The organism is Micromonospora sp. NBC_01392, assembly GCF_045040125.1.
GTDB lineage: Bacteria > Actinomycetota > Actinomycetes > Mycobacteriales > Micromonosporaceae > Micromonospora.
The window spans coordinates 835,011-854,380 of record NZ_CP109549.1; the positions used below are offsets into that span (position 1 = coordinate 835,011).

Here is a 19,370-nt window from a genome sequence, read left to right on the forward strand (position 1 = left end):
CCGGACCGGCGTCCTCCGCCCTTGCGGAGCGGCACCGGTCCGGAGCCGTGTCAGGGGTCGGGAACCGGGTCAGGCGGGGGCCGTACCTCTACCGGAGGCGTTAACAGGGGGCCCGTGCTTGCGGGGCGGCGCGGGTCAGGGGCGGCGCGGCGGGGCGGCGGGCAACGATGTGGCGGGGGCGTCGCGCGGCGCGCGTTGCGCCGCCCGGTGCTTGGCCGCCAGCCGGCCCAGATAGAACAGCGCGCCGGCCAGCACGCCCATGTCGTCCAGATAGATCGGGTCGGGGAGCAGGTCCACCGGCAGGATCGTGTAGATCAGCGCGCCGTAGAAGGCGACCTTGCCGCCGGCGCCGAGCGCGCCCAGCATGCGACGGGTGCGAACCACCCGGATCGCGAGCAGCACCGCGCCGACCAGCGTCGCGGCCGCGACGACGGCGGCGACAACAACGAGCACCCACGTTTCACGGGACACGACACCACGCTAGCGGAGCCGGGCCGCCGCCGCCCGGACGCTCAGTACGCCGGCACGGCCGCCCGGCCCCGGGCCACCGGCGTCAGCTCCCGGGTGGTCTCCGCGACCGGCGTCGCGGTCGGCAACTCCCGCGTGCTCTCCGGGCCGGCGAAGCCCACGATGGAGAGTGCCGCCTGCGGCTCGACGACCGGGTGCAGCGCCGCGAACGCTTCCTCGCGCAGGCTCCGCGCCGCCGCGGCGGCGGTCTCGGCGGCCCGCCAGGCGGCCTGCTCCCGCTCCGACGCGGCACGCTGCCGGGCGAGCAGATTGTCCCGTACCAGCCGGCGCAGCAGCAGCTCCTGCTCCACCGGGTGCCGGCTCGGGTCCCAGCCGCGCCCGCCGAGGATGTCGCTGAGCTGCTGCACGCTGATCTCCTTGCGCCACTGGGCGTCCAGCGCCGCCCGGTGCAGCCAGCGCTCCCGGTCCGCGTACTCGGCCGGGGTGCGGGCGGTCCGGGGCAGCGGCAGAGCCGCGGCGGCGGCCAGCCGGCGGACGTCCTCCTCCGCCGCCTGGCAGGCGAGCCACGCCGCTTCGGCCTCGTCCTGGGCGGCCAGCCACTCGGCCCGACGCCGTTCGGCGGTCACCGTCGCGCGGGACGCGGCCACCGACACCTCGTCCGCGTACCGGGCCCGTTCGCGGGTCCGCTCACGGTCCTGCTCGGCCCGGTCGATGCTGCTCGGCCGGGCGGCGTCGCTGATCCGTTCGCCGAACACCGCGCGGAACCGGGTGGGGCGGACGACGAGCGCGGCGACCACGACCGCCGCCAGGGCGAGCAGGGCCAGCCAGATCACGGCGGCGGCGGGGACGTCCGGCAGGACGGTGGAGAAGACGGTCTGCATACCAGCACCTCGCGGTGGAACTGTTCACGATCAACGGGTGGGCCCGGGCATCGGGCGGAGTGCGCGTCGGCGCGCGACGGGTGCGCGGGTGGGGCGGCCTGCGGTGAGGCCGCGCCGGGGCGACCGGAAAGGTGGCCCGTCAGGCGCGCGGCGGCCCGCGGCGGGCGATGGTCGCCCGGCCCGCGTCGTCGGTGACCGTGACCTCGACGGCCGGGATCGGCGCGAGGGACGCGTCGTCGATCCGGTCGGCGACGGACGGGCCGGTGGCCGAGTGGGTGACCGCCCACGCCGCGGCCGCGGCGGTGCCCGGCCCGGCGACCGACGCGGCCTCACGGCCGGCGTCGACGGTCGACGGCGCACGGGTGTCGGTCACCGTGACGACGGCGGGACGCGTCACCGTGGCGGCGTCGGCGGAGGTGGCGGCGATGCCCTGGAGGCCGGCGATCAGCGCCAGCGTGGCCACGGCCGTGCGGGCGATCCGGCGCAGCATCGCCGTCCAGGTGGACGAGGCGAACGCTACGGGCAGCACCCCCTCAACCTATCGGTTGATGCCGGCTCCCGCAGCTCGACGATCTTCCCGGTTACGTGAGCCGGCCCACGGATCGGTGTGGACGGACCTTCTTCTTCGCTTCGGACCAGGTCCACGGATGCATCGACGACGATGAGATTGTCGACAGTTTTCGGCTGGTCGGGCGGGGCACACTGGCGCGGACGACCCCCCACCGCGAGGAGAAACCATGGGCGTACGCCGCACCACCACCGCGCTGGTCGCCGCGCTGACCGCCGCCACCGTCCTGGGCGCCACTCCGGCCCACGCCGCGACCACCTCGGTCGACACCGGGCCGCTGCGACCGGTGGCCGCCGTCGACGTCGACCGGTACGCGGGCGACTGGTACCAGGTCGCTGCCATCCCGCAGTGGTTCGAGATCCAGTGCTTCAAGAACGTCAAGGCCCGGTACGACGTTCAGCCCGACGGGACCGTCGGCGTCCGCAACACCTGCCGGACGATCCTCGGGACCACGAGCACGGTCACCGGCCGGGCCCGGAGCGAGAACCCGCCCGCCGACTCGGCGCTCACCGTCTCCTTCCTCCGGCTCGGCGACCGGTGGATCTACCTGGGCGGCCCCAACTACGTGGTGATCGGGCTGGACCCGGAGTACCGCTGGGCGGTCGTCGGCGACCCGGACCGCAGCAGCGGTTTCGTGCTGTCCCGCCAGCCCGCGCTGGACGCGGCGCAGCTCGCCGACGTGCGGGCCACGCTCACCGACAACGGCTACGACCTCTGCGACTTCCGCACCACCCGGCAGGACGGCGGCGCCCGGGCCGGCGCGTTCTGCTGACGGCCCGGCCCATTTCGGGGGATGCGCGCCGCCCCGACGCCGAACGGCGCGGCACCCGTCGGGTGCCGCGCCGTTCAGCCGTGCGAGGTCAGTGGCCGTCGATGACCGGCGGCGGGGCGGCCCGGCCGTCCCCCCAGACCATGTCGTCCTCGGTGAGCCAGGTCAGCCGGCCGTCGGACTCGTCGTCGTCGGAGTTGCCGCGTGCGCCCAGCACCCCGTTGCGGCCGGCCGTCGCGGGCCGCCCGGTGCGACCGGTCGACCTGCCCTCCGTGTCGACGGCCAGGCTCCGGCCGGAGGTGAGCCGGCCGGTGCCGGCCGCCGAGCGGCTCTCCGCGCCGGACACGCCGCCGAACCGGCCAGGGGCGGCGGCGTTGGCGGTGCCGGCGAGCGAGCCGGTGCTCAGCACGCCGGGGCCGCCGAAGAGCCCGCCCGCGCCGGCCGGCACGGTCGGCTGGGCGCCGCCGGGGCCGAAACCCGGGCCGCCGCCGATCGCCGGGCCGCCGGGGACGGTGGTCAGCGGGCCGGCGCCGGCCAGCGACGTGCCGCTCGGGTCGACCGTGCCGCCGGTCAGGACCGAACCCGGGACGCCCGCACCGGGGCGACCGCCCGGTTGGCCGTCCGGTGTACCGTCGCCCGGCGTACCGCTGGTCGGGGCCGTGTGGTGCACGCCCGAGGTGGTCGCGGAGGCGTGCGCCCCGGGGCCGAAGCTGCCCAGGCTCGGGCCGGACGACGGGGTCCGGACCGACGGGCCGTCGTGCAGCGTCGGATCCTGCGGAGCGTGGTGGCCGGGCAGCTCGCTCCCGGGCGGCTCCGGCGCGACGACCCGGCCGTACGCCGAGAAGTCGTAACCCTCGGCCAGCTTCGCCACCACCCGCACCATCCGCTGGTGCGCCTTCTCCTGCTCGGCCTCGTCCTGCTGGTGGCCGATGATGCCACCGATCACCGCGCCCGGGCCGCCGCCGAGCAGGAAGCCCTTGCCGGCGCCGGAGAGCAGCTTGTCGTGGTCGTCGGTCTTCTCCGGGCTCTCCGCCTCGGCCTGGGCGGCGCGCAGGTCGCCGGCCATCATGTCCAGCGCCTGCCGGATGCCGGTCATGCCCTCGGCCAGGTCGCCGGAGTAGCCGGCGACCATGGTGAGCCGGCGCTGGAACTCGCGACTCGCGTCCCCGGTCCAGCTTCTGGCCAGCGCGTCCAGGTCGGCGGTGAGGTCACGGGACAGGTCGTCGAGCGTGCCCTTGAGGGAGGTCCAGCGGGCGCTCAGCCCGTCGATCTGCGCCGGGTCGCCGGCGTTGACGCCCTGGTAGAGCTCCTCGTGGCTGACGTGCTCGTAGCGCCGGGTGTACTCAGACACGGGGATCCTCCTTCGGCTGCGTCATCGCCTCGTTCAGCCCGGCGAGGGCGGCCGCGATGTCGGCCGCGGCGGCGGCGTTGCGGGCCTCGGCGGTCCGGTAGTTCTTCATGATCGTCGCAGTGGCCTCGCGGGCGGCCAGGATCGCCCGGCGCAGCCGGTCGACGTGGTCGACGTAGCTCTGGTGCGTCTCGGCGTACCGGCGTGAGTTGTCGGTCGCGTCGGTGAACGTGCCAAGCGCGGGGGGCCGGCACTGCATCTCGGTGTTGAGCGTGCGCAACACCGACTCGGCCTCGTGCAGACGCCGTTCGAGCCGCTTGTGGAAATCCTCCAGGGAGAGAACGTCGACTGTGGTGCGCCCGGTCATGGCGGAATCCCCGTTGTCCTCGTCGAGAGCCGGTGGCCGTGCTCAGATTAGTCGAACCGCGTCCACCCGGTTGACCCTCGGACGCGCCGCTCCACGTCGGCCGGTCAGCCGCCTCCGACCTGGGCCGCCGCGCCGTCCGGCGGGGCCGGCACGGGCGTCGCGGCGCGCTCCGGCAGCGCCGTCGCATCGAAGTACGCCATGGCGTCCGCGCGGGCCAGGGTCGGCCCGGTCGGCACCAGCGCCAGCAGCGAGGCGGGCACCGCCACCGGGCTCACGTCGCCGTAGCCGAGGGCGCTCCGCGCGTCACCGGCGGCGGTGCCGAGCGGGTAGCGGATCCCCTGCGCGGTGATCAGGTAGACCGTGGCGCCGGCCGCAGGCTTGCCGCTCTCCCCGGCGGTGGCCTGCACCAACGCGCCCTTGCCGCCGGGCAGCAGCACGCTTTCGGCGGTGCGGACCGCGTCCCGGGCACCCTGCCGCGCCGGCAGCGCGGTCGCCGCGGTCAGCTCCGCCGGCGGGGCGTCGAAGACCTCCAGCGTGGTGGTCGGCGGCTGGCCGGCCGGACCGGACCGGTAGGTGGCGCAGAGCACGGTACGGCCGGGGCGCACCTCGTGCAGCGTGGGCATCCGGGCCGGCAGCCCGTCCGCCTCCAGCCGCTGGTCGGTGTAGAGCCGGCCGGCCTCGTCCGGGGTGATGTCGGTGATCCCGCCGCCGCCACCGAGCAGCAGCCGGGCGGTGACCTCGCCGACCGCCGCCAGGCCCTGCCGGGTGAGGACGTAGAACTGGCCGGCGGCCTGGTAGACCTGACCGACCCGGGCCGGCCGGTCGGCCACCGTCAGCCCGCTCGGGCCGCCGTCCCCGCCGATCGTGGGCCTGCGCAGCGCCGGGCCCACCGGCACCGCGTTGAGCAGTTGCGGGCCGACGGTGAGGTTGGCGGCGCCGGCCATCCGCAACGCCACCAGCGCCTGCTCGTCGCCGACCACGCGCAGCCGGGCGCCGCCGGTCAGCAGCCAGCGGGCGTCGCCGGAGCGGACCAGGACGGCCCGGTCGGTGAGCGGGGTGCCGCCGGACAACGGCCGGTCGATCAGCAGCCGGGTGGTCGAGCGGCGCCTGTCGTTCGGGTCCGGCACGTCGCAGACCGACCAGGGGAGCCCGACCAGCGATTCACGGTCGGGCAGGTCGTCCGGCGCGCCGACGATGCCCACCATCCGACCGCGCGGTCGGTCCCGGATCGACGCCTGCGACACGGTGCGCACCGTCGCCGACGCGTCGTCGACGACGAGCCGGGCCGAGGCGTAGTTGAGCGTCGGGTGCAGCACCCGGTCGTCACCGAACCAGTAGGTGGCGCCGGTCTCCCGCTCGATCACCACGGTGTTCGGTTCGAGCGGGGCGGAGTTGCTGGTCAGTTGCCCGTACGCGCCCACGCCGCCGAGGACCACCGCCGCGGCGATGACGCTGCCGAACACCGCCAGGCCGAGCCGGCGCATCGGCAGGTCGTTGGTCTCCGGGTCACCGGAGAGCAGCGCCGAGACGATGCGGCGGGTGACGAAGCGGTACGCCTGCACCTGATCACGGCGGGTCCGCATGACTAACCTCCGGGCCGGGTGGGCCCGCGACGATCAGGGCCGAACAGCGCCGCGGGCTTCCCTACGATAAGGGGCCGTCGGGGATGCGCCGGACCCCGTCCGCCGCCCGGCGAGGGCATCCGCCGGCAGGTGCCCACATGTCCAGAAGGGACGCTCACCGATGACGCAGCTCCAGGCGCCACCCGGTCGTACGGCGACCGCCCCCGCCCCGGCGGACCGGCCGGTCACGCCGGCGGACAGGCGACGCCGGGGCCGCCTGGGCCCGGTCGTCGTCGGTCAGCTCGTGGTGGCCGAGTGCGCCGCGCTCGCCGTCTGGTTCGCCACCGCCGGCCCGGCCTGGCTGCTCGCCACCGTGGCGCTGCTCGCGCTGCTGTCCGTGGTGGCCGCGTTCGCCCGGCGGGGCGGCCGATGGTGGTACGAGGACCTGATGCTCCGCCGCCGGCTGCGCCGTCGTCGGGACCGGGCCCGGGGCGCGCCGCCGGCCGGTGACCCCCGGCTGGCCGCGCTCGCGCCCGAGCTGACCGTGGTGGAGCTGACCGAGCGCGGCACCCGGCTCGGCATCGGTCAGGACGACCGGGGCTGGTTCGCGGCGGTGGCGCTGACCGGTCGGCCCGGTGCGGCGGCCGGGTCGATCGAGGCGGCGACCGTGGACCGGGCCCTCGCGGTGCTCGCCGACTTCGCCGGCCCGGTCACCCAGACCCAGGTCGTCTCGCACACCCTGGTCTGGTACCCGGCACCGGGGGCGGCCCCGGCCGCGCACCGCACCGTGTGGGTGGCGCTGCGGCTGGCCGTGGGTGACGCCCGGGCCGAGACGGTGAGCCGCGGCGGCGGCCTGCGCGGCGTGCACCGGACGGTGGCGGCCGGCGTGGGCCGGCTCGGCAAGGCGTTGCACGCCGCCGGGCTCGGGCACCGCGTGCTGGGTCGCGACGAGCTGCACGCGGCGGTGGTCTCCGGGGCCGGGCTCGACCTGGCGCCGGAGTCCCCGATCGAGACCTGGACCGGCCTGCGCGGGGGCGGCTGGACACAACGCTGCCTGGCGCTGCGGGTCCGTCCCCACGGCTCGCTGGGCGCGCTTGTGGACGCGGTCACCGCCACCTCCGCGCCGTCGCACACGGTCGCGGCGGTGGTGCTCCCCGGTGGCCGGCGGCTCCCCCCGCTGCTGCGGGTGGCGGCCATGGACGGGCACGCCGAGGCGCTGGTGAAGGCCGTCCGGGAGATGGCCCGACGGGCCGGGGTGCCGGCCCGCCCGCTGGACGGCCAGCACGGGCCCGGCGTCTACGCCACCGCGCCGGTGGGCACCGCGATGGGCACCGTCACGGTCGAAGGTTGACGATCCAGCCGTACGCGCCGCAGACCCAGACGGCCAGCGGCACCAGCGCGACGATCAGCAGGATCTCGACGATGTCCAAGACCCGCCCCCAGACCGGGGAGATCCGCTTGCCGGCCACGGTGAGCCCGTAGACCAGGCTGATCACGGCCACCACGGTCAGCCCGCCGAGGATCAGGCCGAGCCGCACCGGCAGCGAGCTTGTGTCGAAGACCGCCGCGGCGACGAGCCCGAGGCCGAGCGTGCCGGCGAGCAGCACCGGGGTGCGTTGGTCGCGGCCGAGGAACGGGCGGGCCCGCAGCAGCGACAGCAGCGCGAGCACCAGGCAGAGCAGCACCGCCGGGAGCCGACCGTCGACGGCCAGCACCAGCTCACCGCCGAGCACCAGCAGCGCGACGGTCCACAGCAGACCGGTGAGGAACCCGTCGGCGCGCTCGCTGTCGCGTAGCACGGACAGCCCGTCCACCGACTCGGTGTCGGTCTTCAGGTCCTCCGGGCCGGTCGGAATGGACGGCACCGGCAGCCGGGCGAGCCGGTAGGCGAGCATCGGCAGCGCCGGCAGCGCGCCGAACGCCACGGCCGACACCACCGCCGCCGAGGCGGCGGCGTCGATGTCGAACGCCAGGCTGAGCACCGCGCCGAAGCCGACCGCCGCGCCCACGCCCACCGTGCCGAGGAACCACGGCGTCCGGTCCCCGACGGCGAGCGCGGCCAGCGCGCCGAAGAGCACCACGGCGGTGCCGGCGAGCAGCACGTGCGGGCTGGCCAGTTCGGTCAGCGGCCGGTCCCCGGCGAGCACCAGCAGGCCGCCGACGCCCGCGTGGCCGACCCCGACCAGGGCCAGCACCGCGCCGGTGCGGCTGTCGCCGGCCGCCCGGGACAACACCGCGGCACCGACCAGCAGGGCCACCGCCACCACCAGGGCGGCCACCGCGCCGGGGAGCTGCGGCGGCCCGGCGAGCAGCGCCACGACCGCGCCGGCGGCCAGGGCCGACCCGGCGAGCAGCACCGCGTACGCCCGGGTGGTGCCCACCTGCCAGGCGCCGGCCCGTTGGGTGGTGGAGGTGGCGACGGCGTCCACCACGTCGTCGAAGACGATCTCGGGCGCGGTGGCGGCGCGCGGGTTGAAGAAGAGCACCTCGCCGTCGCGGACGTCGAGCTGCGCGGCGGTACGCCCGCCGTCGAGCGGCTGCCCGCCGAGCCGGGACAGGCTCCACCCGCCGTGCCCCACGCCCTCGTCGGCGAGCTCCTCGCCGGCGTAGCGCAGCAGCGTCGGCAGCAGGTCGGCCAGCGGCACGTCGGCGGGGAGGGCCAGGTCCATCCGGGTCCGTGGCGCCACGATGGTGATCCGGCTCAGCCCACCGGTCGCCGCCTTCGTCGCCACAGTGGCCTCCTCGCGCTCGCCTACGATCCGCCCCGGCCGTCGACATCGTCCCCACGGGTCCACGACGCCTCCGGGAGATTACCTACGATGGCGGTCGCACAGGTCGCCCACCCGACGCTCGCGGCGGTGGCGGACCTGCGGGGGAGGGGAGAGCCGTGGGTACGGTGGTGTTCCGCCGGCCACCGCGTCAACCGGGGCCGGCGATGCCGCGCGGTGAGGTGCTGCTGGAGTCCCCGCCCGAGCTGCCGGAGCCGCAGGCCAAGGGCATGGGGCAGGTGCTGATGATCCTGCCGATGCTCTGCGGCGTCGGCGCGATGGCCTTCCTCTACGCCGGCCGTGGCGGCGGCATGATGACGTACGTGGCCGGCGGCCTGTTCGGCGTGTCCATGTTGGGCATGGCGATCGGCACGCTCGGCACCGGCGGCAACGACAAGGCGGAGCTGAACGCCCAGCGCCGCGACTACATGCGTTACCTGGCGCAGATGCGCAAGCGCACCCGGCGGGCGGCCGAGCAGCAGCGCGCCGCGATGACCTGGCGGCACCCGGAGCCGGACGCGCTCTGGTCGATCGCCGCCTCCCGCCGGCGGTGGGAGCGGCGGCCCACCGAGGACGACTTCGGCGAGGTACGCATCGCGCTCGGCCCGCAGCGGCTGGCGGTGGAGATCGTGCCGCCGGAGACCAAGCCGGTGGAGGACCTGGAACCGATGAGCGCGATCGCGCTGCGCCGGTTCGTCCGCGCCCACTCCAGCGTGCCGGAGCTGCCCACCGCGCTGTCGCTGCGGGCGTTCGGCCGGATCGCGTTGCGCGGCGACCGGGAGCCGGTGCTCGACCTGGCGCGGGCCGCGCTGGGCCAGTTGGTGACGTTCCACGCCCCGGAGGACCTGCTGGTGGTCGTGGTGGCCGCGCCGGACCGGCAGCCGGCCTGGGACTGGGTCAAGTGGCTGCCGCACGCCCAGCACCCGGGGCGTACGGACGCGGCGGGCGCGCGCCGGCTGGTCTTCGCCGGCCTGGCCGAGGCGGAGTCGGCGCTGGCCCACGAGCTGGGTGGCCGGCCCCGGTTCGCCCCCGAGGCGAAGCCGCTCACCACCGCGCCGCACGTGGTGGTGGTGCTCGACGGCGGCGAGGTGTCGGCGACCTGCGCGCTGACCGGGCCGGGGCTGCTCGGCACCACGGTGGTGGACCTGTCCGGGGCGGTGCCCCGGGACGCCGGCCGCTGGCTGCTCGGCCTGGACGTCGGCGACGGCACCGGGCTCGGCCTGATCGGGGCCTCCACCGCGCCCCGGCTCGGCCGGCCGGACCGGTTGACCCGGCCGGCGGCCGAGGGGTTGGCCCGGCAGCTCGCGCCGTTCCGGCTCTCCCCGCAGCAGGGTGCCAGCACCGACGAGCCGCTGGCCCGCAGCATGGAGCTGCCCGACCTGCTCGGCGTCGGCGACGCGGCCACGGTGGACGTTCGGCAGACCTGGCGGCCCCGCAACCACCGGGACCGGCTGCGCATCCCGCTCGGCCTGGGGCCGGACGGCAACGTGGTCGAGCTGGACTTCAAGGAGTCCGCGCACGAGGGCATGGGCCCGCACGGCCTGGTCATCGGCGCGACCGGCTCCGGCAAGAGCGAGCTGCTGCGGACCGTGGTCGGCGCGTTGGCGGTGACGCACTCCTCGGAAGAGTTGAACTTCGTCCTGGTCGACTTCAAGGGCGGCGCGACGTTCGCCTCGCTCGACGCGTTGCCGCACACCAGCGCCGTGATCACCAACCTGTCGGACGAGCTGCCGCTTGTCGACCGCATGCGCGACGCGCTGGCCGGCGAGATGAACCGGCGGCAGGAGGTGCTGCGGGCGGCCGGCAACTACGTGTCCCGCTACGACTACGAGAAGGCGCGGGCGGCCGGCGAGTCACTGGAGCCGATGCCCAGCCTGCTCATCATCTGTGACGAGTTCTCCGAGCTGCTGGCCGCCAAGCCGGACTTCATCGACCTGTTCGTGATGATCGGCCGGCTCGGCCGGTCGCTCGGCGTGCACCTGCTGCTCGCCTCGCAGCGGTTGGAGGAGGGCAAGCTGCGCGGGCTGGACACCCACCTGTCGTACCGGATCGGCCTGCGGACGTTCTCGGCGGTGGAGAGCCGGATCGTGCTGGGCGTGCCGGACGCGTACGAGCTGCCGAGCGCGCCCGGGCACGGCTATCTCAAGACCGACACGGCCACCATGCTGCGGTTCCGCGCCGCCTACGTCTCCGGCCCGTACCGGGCGCCGGGGCAGGTGCAGCGCTCCACCCGGGCGCAGGTGCAGCGCCGGATCGTGCCGTACGGCGTCGACCACGTGCCGGTGCCGGCGCTGCCGACCGCGGCGGAGACCGCGCCGGAGCCCGAGCAGACCGGCGACGGCAAGACCGTGTCCACGCTGGACGTGCTGGTCGACCGGCTCCGGGGCCGGGGACGCCCCGCGCACCAGGTCTGGCTGCCGCCGCTGGCCGAGCCGTCCGGGTTGGCCGAGTTGCTGCCGCCGTTGAGCGTGCACCCGACGTTCGGCCTGACCACCGCGGAGTGGCCGGGCCGCGGCCGGCTTGCCGTGCCGGTGGGCATCGTGGACCGGCCGTACGAGCAGCGCCGCGACCCGATGATGGTCGACCTTGCCGGGGCCGGCGGCAACGTGGTGATCGTGGGCGCCTCGCTCAGTGGCAAGAGCACCATGCTGCGCTCCCTGCTGGCCGCCCTGGCGCTCACCCACACGCCGCGCGAGGTGCAGTTCTTCTGCCTCGACTTCGGTGGTGGCGCGCTGCGCAGCCTGGACGCGCTGCCGCACGTCGCGGGCGTGGCCGGCCGGCGCGACACCGAGGCGGTCCGCCGGACGGTGGCCGAGGTGGTGGCCGTGCTCGACGAGCGGGAGAACCGGTTCACCCAGCACGGCATCGACTCGGTGGCGAGTTACCGTCGGCGGCGGGCCGCCGGGGAGTTCGCCGACGACCCGTTCGGGGACGTCTTCCTCGTCGTGGACGGCTGGAACACGCTGCGCCAGGAGTACGAGGAGCTGGAGCAGACCATCACCAACCTGGCCAACCGGGGGCTGGGCTTCGGCGTGCACGTGGTGGTCACGGCGGTGCGGTGGGCGGAGATCCGGATCAGCATGCGTGATCTGCTCGGCACCAGGCTGGAGCTGCGGCTGGGTGACCCGGCCGAGTCGGAGATCGACCGGCGGGCCGCGCAGAACGTGCCGGTCGGTGCGCCGGGTCGCGGCCTGACCCGCGACAAGCTGCACTTCCTGACCGCGGTCTCGCGGATCGACGGCAGGCGCGACATCGAGGACCTGACCGAGGCGTCGGTCGCGTTGGCCGGGCACGTGGCGGCGAACTGGCCGGGCCGGCCGGCGCCGAAGGTCCGGCTGCTGCCGCGCCGGCTCACGGTCGACGAACTGGCCACGGTGGTCGACCGGGCCGTCCCGGGCATCCCGATCGGGGTGAACGAGTCGGCGTTGGCCCCGGTCCACCTGGACCTGGCGGGCGAGCCGCACCTGACCGTCTTCGGCGACGCCGAGTGCGGCAAGACCAACCTGCTGCGGCTGATCGCCCGGGGGATCGCCGAGCGGTACACGCCGGCGCAGGCGCGGTTGGTCATCGCCGACTACCGGCGTGGCCTGCTGGGCGCGGTCGAGGGTGACCACCTGCTCGACTACGCGCCGTCCAACCAGGTGTTCAGCCAGGGGCTCGGCTCGATCCGCAGCGCCCTGCAGAACCGGCTGCCGGGCCCGGACGTGACGACCGCGCAGCTCCGCGACCGGAGCTGGTGGAAGGGGCCGGAGCTGTACATCCTGGTGGACGACTACGACCTGGTCGCCTCCGGCGGGAGCAACCCGCTCAGCGCGTTGCACGAGCTGCTGCCGCAGGCGCGGGACATCGGCCTGCACCTGATCGTCACCCGGCGGGTGGGCGGCGTGGCCCGGGCGCTCTACGAGCCGGTGCTGCAACGCCTGCGCGAGCTGGACTCGCCGGGCCTGCTGATGTCGGGCAGCCGGGAGGAGGGCGCGGTCTTCGGCAACCTGCGGCCCGGTCCGCAGCCGCCGGGCCGGGGCACCCTGGTCCGCCGCCGCGACGGCCAGCAGTTGATCCAGACCGCCTGGGCGGAGCCGGCCTGACGGGTCGGACGGCGGACCGTCGGTCCGGTAGCGTCGGCGCGACGTCGCGAGTGTGGAGGGGAGCCCGTGGTGAGCAGCCCGTCGGGTATCGGTGGAGCCGTGGAGAGCCTGTTGCGGCAGGCCCAGGAGCAGCAGCGCCGGCTGGTCGAGCTTCAGCAGCAGCGGGCGGAGCTGCGGGTGGCCGGGGAGAGCCCGGACGGCCTGGTCCGGGTGACTGTCGACGGTGACATGAAGGTCGGGAACATCGAGCTGAACGCCCGGGCCATGCGGCTGGACAGCTTCTCGCTGGCGGAGTCGGTCCAGGCGGCCGTCGACGCGGCGTACGCGGCCTTCGCGGAGCGGCAGCAGGAGATGCTGGCCGAGACGCTCGGCGACTCCGACCTGGTTCGCCGCGCGCAGGACGGCACGCTGACCCCGGAGGACTGGTTCCGCCAGTTCGGGGTGGACCTGTCCGACCCGACCCGCGGTCTGCGGCGCTGAGCGGGGGCCGACGATGGCGAACACGGTGGACGTCGACGCGATCCGCAAGGCCGGCCGGATGCTCGACGCGCCGGACGGTCCGATCCAGTACCTGCGCAACGTGCAGACGCTGCTGGCGGACGTGAAACTGCCGGGCGGCGCGTTGAGCATGTTCGGCCACGGTGCGGTGGAGCGGCACAACGCCTCGGTGGACGGGCACCTCGACAATGTCCGGGCCGGCATCGAGCACCTGCACCGGGCCGCGGAGCAGCTCGAACAGAGCGCGAAGAACTGGGAGAAGTCGGATCAGCCCTGGGTGGTCAAGTGACCGGCCGGGCCGAGCAGGGGGAGGACGCCTGATGCCACCGGAGATCTTCATCGCCAACGCCTCCGGCTCGGTGACCGGCACGGTCTCGGTCGCCGAGACGACCGCGCCGGTCCGGTCGGCGGCGGCGATCGCCCGGGGCAACCTGATGTGGATCGCCGCCTCGGCGGGGCTGATCGGCGCCATCCTCTATCTGGAGATGTTCGACAACCAGCAGGTCAACGAGACGATCAAGAAGTGGGAGGAGGCCGCGCGTCTGCTCGGGTCGGATCAGTTCGGCGCCGCGATGGCGGCGGTCCCGCCGGACGCGAAGGAGTGGGACTTCGACGACCGGGACGCGTTCGACCTCTTCATCCGCAAGCTCGGCGCGGAGATCGACTCGCTGGCCGACGCGTTCAACACCAACAAGGAGACGCTCACCTCGGCCCGGGACGCCTACAACGACGCGGTCTCCGGGTTCGCCCAGGCGATGATGCCGGTCCTGGTGGCGGTGATCGCCTCGATCGCGCTCCAGTTCTTCCCGGCCACCTCCGCGTTGGCACAGGCCATCGGCATCGCCGGTCTGACGGCGACCGCCGCCATCCTGGTGATGGTCTTCGGGGACATCGGGGCGCTCCTGCACGCCGTGATGGCCGGGTTCAACACCGACAGCCGGGTGATGTTCGCGGCGGACTCCCGGCCCGGTTGGGCGCCCACCGGCACCGACCCGGGGATCAAGGACATCAAGATCGACTGGGTCAAGGACAGCAAGTTCTACGAGTGACGGGAGCCGACCACGTGGACACGCTGATCACCTGGTTGTTCGTCTACTTCGTGCTCACCATCCCGGGCTTCCTGGTGCTGGCCCTGATCGCCGGGCTGACCCGCTCGCCCCGGCTCCGGCTGGCCGCCGAGGTGGTGGTGCTCAGCGGCTGCGCCGCGCTGCTGGTGGTGGTGGTCGAGGGCGCCTCCGACAAGCCGCTGCTGTGGCTGGCGGCGGTGCTGCTCGTCGCGGTGCTGGTCTTCGGCGTGACGCTGCTGGTCAGGACGCGCCGCGACCGGTTCTGACCACGAACCGCGTCTCCACTTCGGACGGTCCGCTTCGGATCGGTCGGCAGGGCTGCGCGGTTTGGACGTCGTCCGCTACGGTTCGCTTGATGTGCCGTCGGTGGGGTGGGTTCGCCTTGCCGCGGGGGAGGGCGCGGCGGATCCGCCGCCACAAGATGACGGAAGGGTGTGAAGCATGGCGTTCGAGGTCAGTGCAGCGAGTCTGCACACCGCCGCGAGTGACGTGCGGTCCACGCGCAGCGATGTCGACGGTGAGCTCAAGAAGCTGTGGAACGTGGTCGACGACCTGGCCATGGCCTGGAAGGGCCAGGCTTCCACGGGCTTCCAGGGCCTGATGACCCGCTGGAACGAGGACACGAACAAGCTGCTCACCGCGATGGACAACATCGCTGACCTGCTTGACAAGTCCGGCACGACGCACCAGGTCAACGACGAGGAGCAGCAGCAGATGCTGGACAAGTTCCACGCTGCGCTCAACCCGTGATCCGCGCAGACAGGCAGAGGGGGAATCGATGAGCATCAAGGTTGACTACGCCGTCCTCGAGAGCAGCAACCAGCAGATGCAGGCCATCTCGCGGACCATCGACGAGAAGCTGGACACGCTGCGGGCCATGCTGACCAAGCTCGAGTGGGAGGGCCAGGACCGGGTCGCCTACCAGCAGCACCAGGCCCAGTGGGACGCCGCCGTGCGGGACATCAACAAGGTCCTCAACGAGATCGGCGGCGCGGTGGGCATCGCGCGCGAGAACTACATGACCACGGAGATGAGCAACTCCAAGGTCTGGGGCAACTGACCTCGACCGGTCCGGCACGGCTCCGCTCCGGCTCGCGTCGGGCGGAGCCGTGCCGTGTTCCGGGCCCGGCGGCCCGGGTCCGCCCCGGCTCGGGTCTGCCCCGGCTCGGCCCTGCCGTCCGCGTCGCCGGCCGGTCGTGCGTCAGGCGTCCCGCGGGACGTCGCGCCGGCCGGGTCGCCATCCGCGTCGCCGGCCGCGTACCAGGATCGGGCGCACCGTCAGCAGCACGCCGGCCAGCAGCGTGCCGACCACGGCGACCCAGATCGCCGCGGCGCGCTGCCGGGCCAGTGGGTCGGTACGCGGGGCGGGCGGCGGCAGCGCGCCCAGCGGCGGGTCGCTCCGGGTGCCCAGCAGACTGGTCACCGCCCGGTAGGGATTGACCATCCCGTAGCCGACCTGCGGGTTGTGCCCGTCGGGCGGGTTGTCCGCGGTGCGGGTCAGCCGGTAGGCCACCTCGTCGGGGCTGATGTCCGGGTACGCGGCGCGCACCAACGCCGCCGCCCCGGAGACGTACGCGGTGGCGAAACTCGTCCCGCCCTGCGGCTCGGCCCGGTAGCCCGGACCCTGCGGCGCGGGGCCGACGATGTTCAGGCCGGGGCCGGCGATGTCCACGTAGTCCGCGCTGACCGAGCTGCCGACGTGTCCGCCCTGCTCGTCGATGCCGGCCACGGCGATGACCCCCGGGTACGCCGCCGGGTAGGCCGGCCGGTCCTCCCGGTTCTCCTGCCGGTTGCCGGCGGAGGCGACCACCACCACGCCCTTGTCGAGCGCGTGGGCGACCGCCGACCTCAACGCCGGGTCGTCCAGCGTGACCAGCGACAGGTTGATCACGTCGGCGTCGTGGTCGACCGCCCAGCGGATCGCCCGGCCGATCTCAGCCGGCACGTCCGGGTCGAAGTTCTCCTTGTTCTCCGCCAGCACCCGCAGCGGCAGAATCCTGGCCTCCGGCGCGATGCCGGTGTAGGGCGAACCGCTGCCCTCCCGGCCGGCGATGATGCCGGCCACCATGGTGCCGTGCCCGACCAGGTCGCACTGCCCGCGCAGGTGGACCAGCCGGTTGAAGTCCTCGCCGGGCAGCACCCGGCCGCGCAGCAACGGGTGGATCGGTGAGACGCCGGAGTCGACGACCGCGACCGTGACGCCCCGCCCCTTGCCGACCCGCCAGGCGGCGGCCGGGTCGAGCCGGCTCAGTGCCCAGGGCGCCTCGGTGGGAGCCGGACCGCCGGTGGGCCCGCATTTCGGCGCCGCCACCGCCGGGGCGGGCACCGCCGCCGCACCGGCGACGAGGGCGGTCACCGCCGCTCCGGACAGGACGGACCTGACCCGGTGACCGGCCCGGGCGCGTCCCGTCGTCCGGCCTGGCCGCAAGCTGTCGCGCACGCGGTGAGATTACCGTCGTGGCCGGTCGCGTGCGGGCACGGACGGCCGCCCGGCCGCGGTCAGCGCTCGGGGGTGGCGTCGGTGGCTGCCGGTTCGTCGGCGAAGAGGTCGAGCAACGCCCCGACCTGCTGGTCGGCCTCGGCGGGGTGCCGGAAGCGGCCGTTCGGGTTGATCGTGTACTCGTTGCGCCGGCCCACCCGGGTGCGGTGGAGGTAGCCGCCCGCCTCCAGGTCGGCGACGATCGCCTGGGCCGCCCGCTCGGTGACGCCCACCTCGTCCGCCACGTCCCGCAGCCGCGCGGTGGGGTTGCGCGCGATGGCCAGCAGCACGTGCCCGTGGTTGGTGAGGAAGGTCCAGTGCCGGCGGCTCCCGTCCTCGCCTGGTGTGGTCGCCATGGTGGTCATCGTATGGCGTTGCGGGCGGTTGCCCCGACCCGGAGCAGGTCGAGTCATAACGCATGAAATGCGTATCACGAAATCTTGACGTGCCATCGGTCTCGTGTGACGGTGGGTCGCGAGGCCGACACCGCCGACCGCCGGCCCGGTCGTTCCGCCCGAGGACGAGGTGAGCAGCGATGATCCCGAGCACTCCCGACGAGGCACTCGCCGAACTGCGGGCCGGTAACCACCGGTTCGTCACCGGCGTGCCGCAGCATCCGAACCAGGACGCCGGGCACCGGGCCGCGGTCGCCGAGGGCCAGCACCCGTTCGCGGTGATCGTCGGCTGCTCCGACTCCCGGCTCGCCGCCGAGATCATCTTCGACCGCGGTCTCGGCGACCTCTTCGTGGTGCGTACCGCCGGGCACACCGCCGGCCCCGAGGTGCTCGGCAGCGTCGAGTACGCGGTGACCGTGCTCGGCACGCCGCTCGTGGTGGTGCTCGGCCACGACTCGTGCGGCGCGGTCCAGGCGGCCCGCGAGGCGGTCCGCACCGGCTCCGCGCCGGCCGGGCACCTGGGCGCGGTGGTGGACGCCGTGTCGCCCAGCCTGCTCCGGGCCGCCCGGCAGGAGGTCACCGACCTCGACGGCATCATCGACATCCACATCGCGCAGACCGTGGAGACGCTGCTGGCCCGCTCGACGGTGCTCGCCGAGCGGGTGGCCGCCGGAGCGTGCGCGGTGGCCGGCATGTCGTACCGGCTCAGCGGCGGCGAGGTGCGGACGGTGGCGCAGTCCTCGGCCCCGGTGCCCGCGCCGGCCGCACCGGCGGACCCGGCGCTCGCCGGCTGACCACCCCCGGACACAGAAGGGGCCGCCTCCGGGCGGCCCCTTCCCGCGTACGCGTCAGAGCAGTGACATGTGAACGTGGTCGGTGTGGTTCGACGGCCCGCTGTAGGAACTCCAGCCGGTCGCCGGGAACCAGATCTGCCGGTTCCAGATCACGTAGTAGATGCCCAACCGGTCGGCGTTACGGATGAGGAAGGCGGCCACCTCGTTGCCGTACCGGCGGGTGTCGTTGTTGTGCCACGGCGAGAAGCCGCTGTTCTGCAACGACCAGTCGCACGCCTTGCCCTTGGGGTGCTCCCACGGCCCGCCGGGGCGGTAGCAGCCCACGAAGCGGTTGAAGCCGGCGCGCTTGACCTCCTTGTACGCGTGCAGCGTGCGCGGCGTGACGCAGCCGGAGGTGGTCGGGTCGTTCTCGCTGCACGACTCGGACCTCCACCCGCCGTCGGCGGTGCGGCCGGGGCCGATCTTGGCAACCGGCGAGGTGGCCGAGACCAGGCCACCGGTGAAGTCCAGCCCGCCGACCAGCTTCAGCGCCTTCTGCGCCTCGACCTTCTCGCGGGCCATCGCGTTCGTCTGCTTCTCCTGCTCGCGCACCTCGGCGTCGAGCGCGATCTTGGCCTGCTCGGCGCGCGTCTTCACCGCGTTGATGGCGGCGAGCCGCTGCCCGTTGAACAGGTTGAGTTCGTCCAGGGCGCTGGCCCGGCGGACGAACGAGTCGGGCGAGTCGCTCTCCAGCAGCATCGCCATCGCACCGACCCGACCGGTGCGGTAGGACTGCGCGGCGATCTCGGTGACCTGCGGGCTGAGCGCGTCGAGTTCGTTCTGCGCCGCCTTCACCTCGAGCGCGAGCTTGAGCTGCCGTTTGCGCGACGTGTCCAGCTTGGACTTGGCCTGGAGGTAGGCCCGGTTGGCGGCGGTGACGGCCTCGCTGATCAGCGGTGGGTCGTCGTCCTCCGAGTGCCCCGAGGGGTTGGGGGCGGCGGTGTGCGGGGCCGCCGACGCCGGGGTTGGCCCGACCAGCACGGCGAGCGCGGCGAGCACGGCCACCACGGGTGTCAAGCAGCGGCGCAGGGGTGCCGTCACAGTGTTCCCTTCCGTCGGCCGCCGACCGGGTTAGCTGACGGGTTCGGGACGGAAGCGGCCCCTACCGCTGACGCGGATTCACCCCATGTACCTGGTTCCCCGGCTCGCCCGGAGGCGATTGGGCGGCGGCACCGCAGGCGCCGGTGCGCGCCTTCGGCGGTGACCGGCAGCGAGGTTACCCGAGATGCCGACCGAGGATCTACGCCCGGAAGCCGACCAATCGCGAGAATTCGACATTGCC

20 protein-coding genes and 1 riboswitch are annotated in these 19,370 nt (G+C 74.3%); of the genes, 10 read left to right on the forward strand and 10 right to left on the reverse strand.

Going from position 1 to position 19,370, the window contains the following annotated elements:
* Window positions 1–135 precede the first annotated feature (135 nt).
* From OG767_RS03975 to OG767_RS03985, 3 genes are all read right to left on the reverse strand, one after another.
* Window positions 136–471 carry a hypothetical protein gene (locus tag OG767_RS03975; protein ID WP_405092202.1) on the reverse strand — a complete coding sequence of 112 codons (336 nt, stop codon included), beginning with the start codon at window positions 469–471 and terminating at the stop codon, window positions 136–138.
* Window positions 472–512: 41 nt separating this feature from the next.
* Window positions 513–1,349 (reverse strand): hypothetical protein, encoded by an 837-nt coding sequence (locus tag OG767_RS03980; RefSeq protein WP_405092203.1) that lies wholly within the window; start codon window positions 1,347–1,349, stop codon window positions 513–515.
* Between the two features lie 139 nt (window positions 1,350–1,488).
* Window positions 1,489–1,878 carry a hypothetical protein gene (locus OG767_RS03985; RefSeq protein ID WP_405092204.1) on the reverse strand — a complete coding sequence of 130 codons (390 nt, stop codon included), beginning with the start codon at window positions 1,876–1,878 and terminating at the stop codon, window positions 1,489–1,491.
* Between the two features lie 208 nt (window positions 1,879–2,086).
* Between OG767_RS03985 and OG767_RS03990 the strand changes: the two genes are divergently transcribed.
* Window positions 2,087–2,689 carry a lipocalin family protein gene (locus OG767_RS03990; protein WP_405092205.1) on the forward strand — a complete coding sequence of 201 codons (603 nt, stop codon included), beginning with the start codon at window positions 2,087–2,089 and terminating at the stop codon, window positions 2,687–2,689.
* An 88-nt stretch (window positions 2,690–2,777) separates the two neighbouring features.
* On the opposite strand, the gene OG767_RS03995 is transcribed toward OG767_RS03990, so the two are convergent.
* From OG767_RS03995 to eccB, 3 genes are all read right to left on the reverse strand, one after another.
* Window positions 2,778–4,037: a WXG100 family type VII secretion target gene (locus OG767_RS03995; RefSeq protein WP_405092207.1), complete on the reverse strand. Its 1,260-nt coding sequence runs from the start codon at window positions 4,035–4,037 to the stop codon at window positions 2,778–2,780.
* The gene (locus OG767_RS04000) at window positions 4,030–4,401 is read right to left on the reverse strand and encodes a hypothetical protein (RefSeq protein WP_405092208.1); all 372 of its coding nucleotides are present in this window, start codon (window positions 4,399–4,401) and stop codon (window positions 4,030–4,032) included. The genes OG767_RS03995 and OG767_RS04000 overlap by 8 nt, the downstream gene beginning before the upstream one ends.
* Window positions 4,402–4,505: 104 nt before the next feature.
* On the reverse strand, window positions 4,506–5,984 hold the full coding sequence (gene eccB, locus OG767_RS04005; protein ID WP_405092209.1) for a type VII secretion protein EccB: 1,479 nt from the start codon (window positions 5,982–5,984) through the stop codon (window positions 4,506–4,508).
* 160 nt (window positions 5,985–6,144) lie between these two features.
* On the opposite strand from eccB, the gene OG767_RS04010 reads away from it, so the two are divergent.
* Window positions 6,145–7,314, forward strand: coding sequence for a type VII secretion protein EccE (locus OG767_RS04010; RefSeq protein ID WP_405092210.1), 1,170 nt, complete (start codon window positions 6,145–6,147; stop codon window positions 7,312–7,314).
* On the opposite strand, the gene eccD is transcribed toward OG767_RS04010, so the two are convergent.
* The gene (gene eccD / locus OG767_RS04015; RefSeq protein WP_405092211.1) at window positions 7,298–8,695 is read right to left on the reverse strand and encodes a type VII secretion integral membrane protein EccD; all 1,398 of its coding nucleotides are present in this window, start codon (window positions 8,693–8,695) and stop codon (window positions 7,298–7,300) included. The genes OG767_RS04010 and eccD overlap by 17 nt on opposite strands.
* 155 nt (window positions 8,696–8,850) lie before the next feature.
* Here eccD and eccCa point away from each other — a divergent pair, with 155 nt between their 5' ends.
* From eccCa to OG767_RS04050, 7 genes are all read left to right on the forward strand, one after another.
* Window positions 8,851–12,816 carry a type VII secretion protein EccCa gene (eccCa, locus tag OG767_RS04020; protein ID WP_405092212.1) on the forward strand — a complete coding sequence of 1,322 codons (3,966 nt, stop codon included), beginning with the start codon at window positions 8,851–8,853 and terminating at the stop codon, window positions 12,814–12,816.
* Window positions 12,817–12,885: 69 nt separating this feature from the next.
* A complete protein-coding gene (locus OG767_RS04025) occupies window positions 12,886–13,296 on the forward strand; it encodes a YbaB/EbfC family nucleoid-associated protein (protein WP_405092213.1) in 411 nt (136 codons plus the stop codon).
* 13 nt (window positions 13,297–13,309) lie between these two features.
* The gene (locus OG767_RS04030) at window positions 13,310–13,603 is read left to right on the forward strand and encodes a hypothetical protein (RefSeq protein WP_405092214.1); all 294 of its coding nucleotides are present in this window, start codon (window positions 13,310–13,312) and stop codon (window positions 13,601–13,603) included.
* A gap of 31 nt (window positions 13,604–13,634) precedes the next feature.
* Window positions 13,635–14,363 (forward strand): hypothetical protein, encoded by a 729-nt coding sequence (locus OG767_RS04035; RefSeq protein WP_405092215.1) that lies wholly within the window; start codon window positions 13,635–13,637, stop codon window positions 14,361–14,363.
* Entirely contained in the window at window positions 14,360–14,647 is a 288-nt protein-coding gene (locus tag OG767_RS04040; RefSeq protein ID WP_405092216.1) for a hypothetical protein, read from the forward strand. The genes OG767_RS04035 and OG767_RS04040 overlap by 4 nt, the downstream gene beginning before the upstream one ends.
* Window positions 14,648–14,822: 175 nt before the next feature.
* Window positions 14,823–15,131 (forward strand): WXG100 family type VII secretion target, encoded by a 309-nt coding sequence (locus OG767_RS04045; RefSeq protein ID WP_357294299.1) that lies wholly within the window; start codon window positions 14,823–14,825, stop codon window positions 15,129–15,131.
* A gap of 28 nt (window positions 15,132–15,159) precedes the next feature.
* Window positions 15,160–15,441 carry a WXG100 family type VII secretion target gene (locus OG767_RS04050; protein ID WP_091062555.1) on the forward strand — a complete coding sequence of 94 codons (282 nt, stop codon included), beginning with the start codon at window positions 15,160–15,162 and terminating at the stop codon, window positions 15,439–15,441.
* Between the two features lie 141 nt (window positions 15,442–15,582).
* Here OG767_RS04050 and mycP read toward each other — a convergent pair whose 3' ends face one another.
* Entirely contained in the window at window positions 15,583–16,737 is a 1,155-nt protein-coding gene (mycP, locus tag OG767_RS04055; RefSeq protein WP_405092217.1) for a type VII secretion-associated serine protease mycosin, read from the reverse strand.
* A 143-nt stretch (window positions 16,738–16,880) separates the two neighbouring features.
* Window positions 16,881–17,225 (reverse strand): helix-turn-helix domain-containing protein, encoded by a 345-nt coding sequence (locus OG767_RS04060; protein WP_107154814.1) that lies wholly within the window; start codon window positions 17,223–17,225, stop codon window positions 16,881–16,883.
* A 170-nt stretch (window positions 17,226–17,395) separates the two neighbouring features.
* Here OG767_RS04060 and OG767_RS04065 point away from each other — a divergent pair, with 170 nt between their 5' ends.
* Window positions 17,396–18,049: a carbonic anhydrase gene (locus tag OG767_RS04065; RefSeq protein ID WP_405092218.1), complete on the forward strand. Its 654-nt coding sequence runs from the start codon at window positions 17,396–17,398 to the stop codon at window positions 18,047–18,049.
* Between the two features lie 54 nt (window positions 18,050–18,103).
* On the opposite strand, the gene OG767_RS04070 is transcribed toward OG767_RS04065, so the two are convergent.
* Window positions 18,104–19,129 (reverse strand): coiled-coil domain-containing protein, encoded by a 1,026-nt coding sequence (locus OG767_RS04070; RefSeq protein WP_405092219.1) that lies wholly within the window; start codon window positions 19,127–19,129, stop codon window positions 18,104–18,106.
* Between the two features lie 3 nt (window positions 19,130–19,132).
* Window positions 19,133–19,264: riboswitch (cyclic di-AMP (ydaO/yuaA leader) on the reverse strand.
* Between the last annotated feature and the right edge of the window lie 106 nt (window positions 19,265–19,370).